This is a genomic window from Halomicrobium sp. IBSBa (assembly GCF_017612575.1).
Lineage (GTDB): Archaea > Halobacteriota > Halobacteria > Halobacteriales > Haloarculaceae > Halomicrobium.
Genome location: NZ_JADPQC010000018.1, coordinates 1 through 1,289, shown reverse-complemented (window position 1 = coordinate 1,289; position 1,289 = coordinate 1). Strand labels below are relative to the sequence as shown.

The window sequence follows — 1,289 nt, the reverse complement described above, 5'->3', positions numbered from 1 at the left end:
TCAGTACCTCACAAAGCATCGCCAGTTAGCCGGACCTAAGTTACCTGTTTTGTCGTGATGAGTCGTCGATAGCGGTTGGACAGCACTGATCGAAGGCGGAGCTGTCGCTGTCGGCGGCGCTTCGCCGCCGACGCGACAGCGTTGCCACTTGTGAAGAGGCTTGCTCGGTCGGTGACTACCGGTGGAACCGGTCGTCAGGTGGCCGGTTTGCGGGGACGGCCCGACGCACCGCGAGGGCCGTCCACGCAGCCCGCCGAACCATATTGACGAACTCCTTGTAGGGCCACCACCAGAGGCGACGCCCGCCTCGGCGGGGCGTCGCCACGTATTCGTAGTGGAGATACCGCCACGCATTCTGCAACAGCAGGCTCACCACGACGTAGAGCAGTCTCACCGTGGAGTCTCGTGTCGTTGTCGTCGCTATCGCTTGCTCGGACAAGCGATAGCTCGACTCGATACCGAAGCGTTTGCTGTAGTGGTGTCGAGCCTGGCGTGGTGTGTCGATGAACGGCGCGTCAGCGGCGTAGCCGTGACGTGCCACGCCATGCTCGTCGTACCGTCCATTCAGGTACGTACAGTCGATGTAGACGGGAAACTCGACGGTCACAGCTGTGACCGTCGAGTTTCCCTGTCAGGTCGTGTTGAATGACGCGACTCCACCCTTCCGAGAGTTCCTGCTGAATCGCCTCACCCCACCGGATGATCGGCATTACGTACGCGTAGTTGTGCGCTTGGAGTAGCGTGAGACACTTGCTGTCGTAGAAGCCGCGATCGAGGTAGACGGCCTTGACCTCGGTGTCAAGGCCGTCGAGTACTCCAAGAAACTCCGCGAGGACGCTGCTGGCGGTGTCGCCGTCTTCGAGACGGCGCACCGTCAGCGTGTAGCGTTTGTTCTTCACACGCGCGTAGAGTGTGGCGTAGGCATGGAACGCGGTGGTCCCGCGCTTGGCCTCGGAGTGGTAGAGGCCGTCTGTGTCGTCTTCGTCACCGTAGTAGGGCCGCAAATGGAGGTCTGCGCAGACCTCCACCTGCCCGGGGAGCAGTTCGACGATATCTCGCCGAAGAAGCGTGTTAGCGACTCGTTCGAGCCGTTCCGGCTCGAACTTCGTCCGCAGGTGGTAGAGGATCGTATTTGCAGGCGGTGCGTTCTCGCTGGAACCACACAGCGTAGAGACCGAGGTCCCGTCGGCGCATGCGCCGACGAGGACCTCGTAGATGTCCTCAGCGTCGATTTCAGCGTTGTTGGCGAGGCTCAGAGAGACTTCCTCGTCAAGTCGGTTGACGAGGAA

General features: G+C 61.2%; 1 pseudogene. It reads right to left on the bottom strand.

Features of this window, described 5'->3' with window-relative positions:
* Positions 1-175: 175 nt before the first annotated feature.
* A pseudogene (locus tag IL252_RS17235) lies at positions 176-1,289 on the bottom strand (ISH3 family transposase); the annotation flags it as partial.